The 6,977-nt window shown below is 38.4% G+C and carries 8 protein-coding genes; 1 reads left to right on the top strand and 7 read right to left on the bottom strand.

What is annotated here, in order from left to right; all coding sequences use genetic code 11:
• The first annotated feature begins 73 nt into the window (after positions 1-73).
• The gene (gene gspE / locus CDG59_RS12770; protein ID WP_005164434.1) at positions 74-1,564 is read left to right on the top strand and encodes a type II secretion system ATPase GspE; all 1,491 of its coding nucleotides are present in this window, start codon (positions 74-76) and stop codon (positions 1,562-1,564) included.
• A gap of 65 nt (positions 1,565-1,629) precedes the next feature.
• Here gspE and CDG59_RS12775 read toward each other — a convergent pair whose 3' ends face one another.
• The 7 genes from CDG59_RS12775 to CDG59_RS12805 all read right to left on the bottom strand — a co-directional run bounded on the left by CDG59_RS12775 (position 1,630) and on the right by CDG59_RS12805 (position 6,688).
• Positions 1,630-2,064 (bottom strand): organic hydroperoxide resistance protein, encoded by a 435-nt coding sequence (locus CDG59_RS12775; RefSeq protein ID WP_046738486.1) that lies wholly within the window; start codon positions 2,062-2,064, stop codon positions 1,630-1,632.
• Between the two features lie 88 nt (positions 2,065-2,152).
• Positions 2,153-2,590 carry a MarR family winged helix-turn-helix transcriptional regulator gene (locus CDG59_RS12780; RefSeq protein WP_087545637.1) on the bottom strand — a complete coding sequence of 146 codons (438 nt, stop codon included), beginning with the start codon at positions 2,588-2,590 and terminating at the stop codon, positions 2,153-2,155.
• An 80-nt stretch (positions 2,591-2,670) separates the two neighbouring features.
• Positions 2,671-3,024, bottom strand: coding sequence for a DUF4951 domain-containing protein (locus CDG59_RS12785; RefSeq protein WP_087545638.1), 354 nt, complete (start codon positions 3,022-3,024; stop codon positions 2,671-2,673).
• Positions 3,025-3,226: 202 nt separating this feature from the next.
• Entirely contained in the window at positions 3,227-4,051 is an 825-nt protein-coding gene (locus CDG59_RS12790; RefSeq protein ID WP_087545639.1) for a carbon-nitrogen hydrolase family protein, read from the bottom strand.
• Positions 4,052-4,079: 28 nt separating this feature from the next.
• Positions 4,080-4,601 carry an anti-anti-sigma factor GigB gene (gene gigB, locus CDG59_RS12795; protein WP_004664261.1) on the bottom strand — a complete coding sequence of 174 codons (522 nt, stop codon included), beginning with the start codon at positions 4,599-4,601 and terminating at the stop codon, positions 4,080-4,082.
• A gap of 102 nt (positions 4,602-4,703) precedes the next feature.
• Entirely contained in the window at positions 4,704-5,672 is a 969-nt protein-coding gene (gene gigA / locus CDG59_RS12800; RefSeq protein ID WP_034602948.1) for an RsbU family protein phosphatase GigA, read from the bottom strand.
• Positions 5,673-5,803: 131 nt separating this feature from the next.
• Positions 5,804-6,688: a VacJ family lipoprotein gene (locus CDG59_RS12805; RefSeq protein WP_087545640.1), complete on the bottom strand. Its 885-nt coding sequence runs from the start codon at positions 6,686-6,688 to the stop codon at positions 5,804-5,806.
• Positions 6,689-6,977 lie beyond the last annotated feature (289 nt).

Below are 6,977 nucleotides of genomic sequence, written 5' to 3' on the forward strand. Positions count from 1 at the left end.
GTATGCTAAACAGACTTCACGCTGTAACCTGCTTAGAGTACACTCAAGCATCTTTTTTATCATTATTTGTATAATGCAAATACTTAAACAAATACAAATTCCTTATAGTTTTGCCAAAAGACATGGCGTTTTATTACGTTATGAAGGTGATCAAATTTTTATTGTGCGACGGAAGGACACCGCGCGTATTGCTTTGCAGGAAGCACGTCGAATTTTGGGGAAATCGGCTCACGATCAATTATGTACTGATCAAGAGTTCCATGCCTTACTCAGTTCTAGCTATGCAGGGGATACAGGTGAGTCACAACAAGTGGCTGCGGGTCTAGAAGATCATCCAGATTTATTAAGTTTGGCAGACCAAGTGCCTGAAGCTGAAGACTTGATGGATCAAGAGGATGATGCACCAATTGTTCGCTTAATTAATGCCTTATTGTCTGAAGCGATTCGTGTCAGCGCATCTGATATTCATATTGAAGCTTTTGAGAAAAAACTTTCGGTACGTTTACGTGTCGATGGTCAACTGCGTGAAATTGTACAGCCACGCCGTGAACTTGCGCCGTTGTTGGTGTCACGTATTAAAGTCATGGCGAAACTGGATATTGCAGAAAAGCGTATTCCTCAGGATGGTCGTATTTCACTGCGCTTGGCAGGTCGTGAGGTCGATGTGCGTGTATCGACTTTACCTTCTTCGCATGGTGAACGAGTGGTCATGCGTTTACTAGACAAGCAAGCTGGGCGTTTAAATATGACTCATCTTGGTTTAATGAAAAATGACTATGAACGTTTAACGCAATTGGTACATCGCCCACATGGCATTATTTTAGTTACAGGCCCAACAGGTTCGGGTAAAACGACAACCTTATATGCTGCATTGTCTGATCTTAATGATAATACACGTAATATTTTGACTGCCGAAGATCCGATTGAATATCAATTGGAAGGGATCGGTCAAACGCAGGTCAATACTAAAGTTGATATGACCTTTGCACGTGCATTAAAAGCGATGCTACGCCAAGATCCAGATGTGGTAATGGTCGGTGAGATTCGTGATCTTGAAACTGCTGAAATTGCGGTACAAGCATCTTTAACAGGGCACTTGGTGCTCTCTACACTACATACCAATACCGCGATTGGTGCAGTAACACGTTTAAAAGATATGGGGATTGAACCATTCTTGTTGGCAAGTTCTTTGATAGGTGTTATTGCACAGCGTTTAGTGCGTACCTTGTGTCCACATTGTGTGACTTGGCGAAAAGCAGATGATTTTGAGCGACAAGTGTTCCAACATCTCAAAGTTGATGAATATATGCAGTTACCTGAACCGCATGGTTGTGAAAAATGTTCACATGTTGGCTTTAGCGGACGAACTGCAATTTATGAAATTGTGCCAGTAGATGATTCGATGCGCCGTTTGATTCATGGTAATGCAGCTGAGTTTGAATTAGAAAATCATGCGCGTCGCCATGCTGCTTCGATTCGTGATGATGGTTTATTGAAAGTGTTAGCTGGAAAAACCACATTAGAAGAAGTATTGCGTGTGACGAATGAAGCTGCGGAAGTGTAAATACGATATAAGTAAAAAAACAGCATGGATCACCATGCTGTTTTTCTTTGTAAAATCTGAAATCATTATTCAGTGGTTACGATATTAAAATTCACATCGATATTGCCACGAGTCGCGTTTGAGTAAGGGCAAACGATATGTGCAGCAGCAACCAATTGCTCTGCTTCTGCTTGTTCCATACCAATTAGATAAACATTTAAAGTGACCTCGATACCAAAGCCATTTGGAATTGGACCAATTCCCACTTCACCTTCAACATAAGCATCTTTCGTAATTTTAAATTTATCTCGATTTGCAACAAATTTCATTGCACCTAAGAAACATGCTGAATAACCCGCCGCAAAGAGCTGCTCAGGATTGGTCACCTCACCACCAGCACCGCCCATTTCTTTTGGCACACCTAATTTTACATCTAAGACACCGTCTGATGAAGTTGCACGACCATCACGGCCACCTGTAGCTTTTGCTTTTGCACGATAAACGACTTGTTCTAGAGACATGATTCTTATTCCTGAATAAATATTGTGTACAATTAAATCGTACACGATATATATAGGAATGCAAGTTATCGATTTGTAAACTTAGGTTCTATTGCGTGAGATGGTGACGTAATATCGCAAGCTGATCTTTAAGCTCTGTAAGTGATGTGGTTGAACAGGCCGCTGCTTCTGAAATTTTGGATGGAATATCGACTGCTTGTAATTTTAAAGTATGACCTTGTGATGTAAGAGAAATAATAACCTGTCTTTCATCTTCGACTGAGCGTTTGCGTGAAATTAGTTGTGAGGCTTCAAGTTTTTTTAATAATGGAGTGAGTGTGGAAGATTCTAAGAATAATCTTTCACCGATCTCAGAAACACTGAGTTGATCCCTTTCCCAAAGCACTAACATTACCAGATATTGAGGGTAAGTTAATCCGAGAGGAGAGAGCAATTGACGGTAGACTTGATTTAAGGCAAGGTTGGTTGAGTAAATCAGAAAACAAAGCTGATTATCTAATAGTAATTGCTTATGTTCATCACCCATGCGCTTCTCAAACAGTATATTCATGTGATCAGTATATCGTGATCTGCTTATGATTAGTTACGCAGATTTCATATCAATCATTACCAAAGCTCAGTGATTTTTTTCATCAAACGCGCCCTATAACGTGCTGTTGGATTATTAGGGTTATTAAGCGCTTCTTGTTCATAATATTGTTGCCAAGCAACAATCATGTCTAAAGTTGCACCTTTTTGTTTGATAATAAGCACGTCTTCTCGCTGGATATTATCTAATCTTTGTCTCGCACCTTCAGAACCCGTTCCCCAACCAATTACCCATTGCCCAAAAGAATTTAATGATAAATTTTGCGGTGTAGATAAGACACTTTGTGGACTGGTATTGGTTTCAACGATTGCTGCATGAAGTTGTGCAATTGCTCCTATAAAAAATAAAAAAATGAAAATTACTTTAAACATAAATCAAACTTAATACGAATGAATTGAGGATATTACATCAAGTATAGAATACGACCATTTGATCTTGTTCTACCATGATAAATAAAGCCTATTAAATCATGATCCTACAAAACATACATTTATGAAAATTGACTATAACAGTCAAAGTGATGTCATATGAGGATAAATTGAACAAAAGTATGCTCAGATAAAACGATTATTTTTAATAATTGATAAGTTTGCGATGCTGCATCAATGGCATTGCTAGTCGAATATCGTTTTGTTCTGCTCGGTCAAATGAAGATGTAATTAAACCATGTCCTTCAACCGTAATCATTTCTAATAGTTGCCCTCGGCTATTTGTAATTCCTGCATGCCCCCAAGTTTGACGCTGTTCACCATGCCAGCCTTGCTGAGCTGCACCAAGCACATAACATTGGCTATCCATGGCACGTGCCTGTAGCAGCAGTTGCCAGTGCAGTTTGCCTGTGGTGTAGGTAAATGCGGCAGGAGCGGTTAGGATATTTGCTCCTTTGGTGCGTAACATCAACGAGAGTTCTGGAAAACGCAGGTCATAACACACCATCAGTCCGATATTGCCAAAAGGTGTTTTGGCAACTACAACTTCATCACCAGGTTCAAAGAATCTTGATTCCTGATAACCACCGACAGCATCACTGACCTGAACGTCAAATAAATGGATTTTGTCATAACGCGCTTCAGTTCTTTCAGGGCTAATGCATAAACTGACAGTACGCACACGACCATCATCAATGATTGAACCATCAGGACGAAACGGGCAAGGGAGGGTACCTGCGATAATCCAGATTTGATAACGATGAGCCAATTGTTCCAATCGTTTTTGGATGCTCTCGAATTGTGCTGCTGTCTCGCGTTGTTTCCCTGCTGCAAAACAAACAAAATTTTCTGGGAAAACAATAAGCTCAGCAGCTTGAGCCTTACTTTGTTGGATCAATGACTCAATGACGATGAAATTTGCTTCAATGTCATTTTGAGAGTTCATTTGTGCAACAGAAAGTAAGGTCATACAAGCATCACAATTTAGTTTTCAGCAATTATGCATTTTGTTTTTGTGAATCAAGAGATAAACACTCTTGTTCTTTTTGCAATTGCTTTACAAGTGGCTCAAACATATTTTGGTTGTTTTCATTTAAACGCATTAGTGTTTTATGCGCATCTAACACAGTGTTGAGCATTGCACTATGTGTAACGTGCTCTTCAGTTAATTCTAAAGTGCATACGTTTGGATCACCGCAATAATTTAAAATCACAAATACCTGACCTAGCCCCATACTGTTGGCTAAAGTTGTAATATCTGGATTTGTCGAGAGCATAACAGCTTGAATATGATGAACTTGTTTAAGCTTAAGACCTAGTTTTGCAAGTACACCCAAGACTGTGCTGTCAATAAATGTAGTTTCAGTTAAATCAACAATTGCACCGACAACATTCTGTTGCTGTTCAATTTTGTTGAGTAACTTGTCTAAACTTATACAAGAGTGAGCGCGCACTTCGCCAATAAGCTTGAAAATATGCGTTCCGTTCAAACTTGCATATTCAACATGACCTGTTGACATATAAATGCCATTTTCAGAGAAAGGATATAAAATTATCCCATAGTGATATTCTAGACACAAGTGGTTGGATGCTGTGATCTAATTAAAATATTGATTTTAGAGTTAATTCATTCGACATATGCTTAATATTGCAATATCGTCAGCAACATGATCTGGTGCTTTGAAAGCGTCATGCTGAAGATGTTCGACCAATTGATTAAATTGATCATTCAAACCGCCATCAAATGGTTCAAGTGCACCATCAGAACATAATATAAAACGAGCATTACGGCTCAGCGTACAACAATGTTCTTCAACTTCTAGTTCTTCAGTAAGACCTAATGGAAAGCTACTTGTTGTAAGGATTTGTGGTGGTTGGTTGGGCTCAAAAATAATTGGAGGAGGGTAGTGACCAGCGCTAGACCAACATACTTCATGAGTTGCTAAGTTTAATATTCCCGCCACCATAGTAATATGCTTTTCAATATTTTCTTGTACTAACATTGCATTTAGTTTTTGAATCAATTGACTAGGTGTTTTTGATCGGCCATGAAATGCCGCCATCCAAGATGTGAGTAAACTACTTGTTACCCCATGGCCTGAAACATCTGCTAAATAAAACAAGACTTCATCATCATTTAATCTCCAGTAATCATACCAATCTCCTGACAGGTAAGCTGAAGGCTGAAAAAATGATTCAAATTGATAGTTTGGTAATTCGATCGGGTTTGGTAATAATCTTTTTTGTAGTTCTGCGGCGGAAGGTAAATCTCTACTATCTTGATTACGTTTATATTGAGCATCGATTTTAAACAATGAGTGAACAGGATTTTTGGGTAATTCACTCCAAATCCATCCTGCCAACGCACCCATTTCCCATGCTTGAGCTAATGCAGTTCCTTCATGTTCAAAAGCAAGAACAATTGTAGGTAATTTCCATTGGTATTTTAAAAAATCTTGTACATCGGCAATAGCAATTATTGTTTGATCATACAAATCTAAATCATCGATATGAATGATTTGTAAACTCGGTAACTCATTTAGTGCTTGTTCTAAATAAGATATTGAGCGTGTGGGTTGAATAAAATACATAGATAAACAGCCGACCTTTTGTATTTGTATGATCATTTTTTAATTCATCATAGATGAAATATGATGAAAAACATAGTATTGCTAAAACTTTAAATTAATACATAAGTCTATCATTTAAAGTTCCTAAGAGATTATTTGTCATCACCTGATTGATCGTTATTATCATCTTCGTCACTTACAAATGAAACATCTGCCGAATCTCCATGCTTTTCAGCGATTTGGAAGGCTTTACGTTGTAAGTAAAAATCACGGATCATTGAATATTTATCGCCTTTTAAGCTTTCTTCAATATCCAAAATTTGTGAGCGAGCATCAATTGCTTGTAATAAATTAGTAGACCAATAAATACCTTCTTGATCATCTAATAAATATTTTTGTGGGCGACCAAAACTATCTGTTGCTAAACCAAAACCGTCACGGAATGTGCTTGGACCAAAAAATGGCAGCATCACGTAAGGACCTGATGGTACACCGTAGTAACCTAAAGTGACGCCAAAACTTTCCTCTTCAGTGGTTAGGCCTAAACGACGGGCAGGATCAGCAAAACCTAGTGTTGTAAGCGTATTAATCGTGAAACGACCTAATGTCTTGGCAGCGCGAGTTGGTCGTCCTTGGATTAATTGGTTGACTGCATTCCAAGGTTCACCTAGATTTTTCCTAAATTGGCGATAAGGAGTACGGACTTCTTCTGGAACTTTTGCCACATATTGTATTGCAACAGGTTTTAATAAATTACGATCCAAAGCATCATTTAAAGCAAAGATCTGTCTATTCAATGGTTGTAAAGGATCTTTTACAGCATCAGGTTGGGCAGCGTTTGCATTGATCTTTAAATCATTTCTAGTGATATGTTTTAAATCTTTTATGGCTTGAATCGTCGATGTCGATTGTTGATTGTTGGTATTTGCCACAGAGCTTGTTTGAATAGATGGCTCGTTTTGAACTTCTTGTGCTAATACAGGTGAGTATGCCCCAGCAGTTAACAGCCCCAGCAAGATGTAATTTGAGTAATGCATATAAGTCCTTCGTCGCCATTAGAGCGAAATACAGTCATTAGAATGATTGCGCTGCATGACGCAAAACATAGATATAAGGTATACAGTTTAGTTGTTCTCTTCTTATTAAAACAAATTCGGTCGAAAAATATAAGAAAAATTGTGATTTTGGTTTAAAAACGTCCACTTAAATAAAAAGATTAGGGAAGGGGGTTGTGTTGGGAGAGGAATGGTGTAGAATGCACATCCATCGGCGGTGATGCAGATAAAAACTTGTTGAGAAACAAGGATTTGGCTAGATTAGTTAGGT

This window comes from Acinetobacter sp. WCHA29 (assembly GCF_002165335.1).
GTDB lineage: Bacteria > Pseudomonadota > Gammaproteobacteria > Pseudomonadales > Moraxellaceae > Acinetobacter.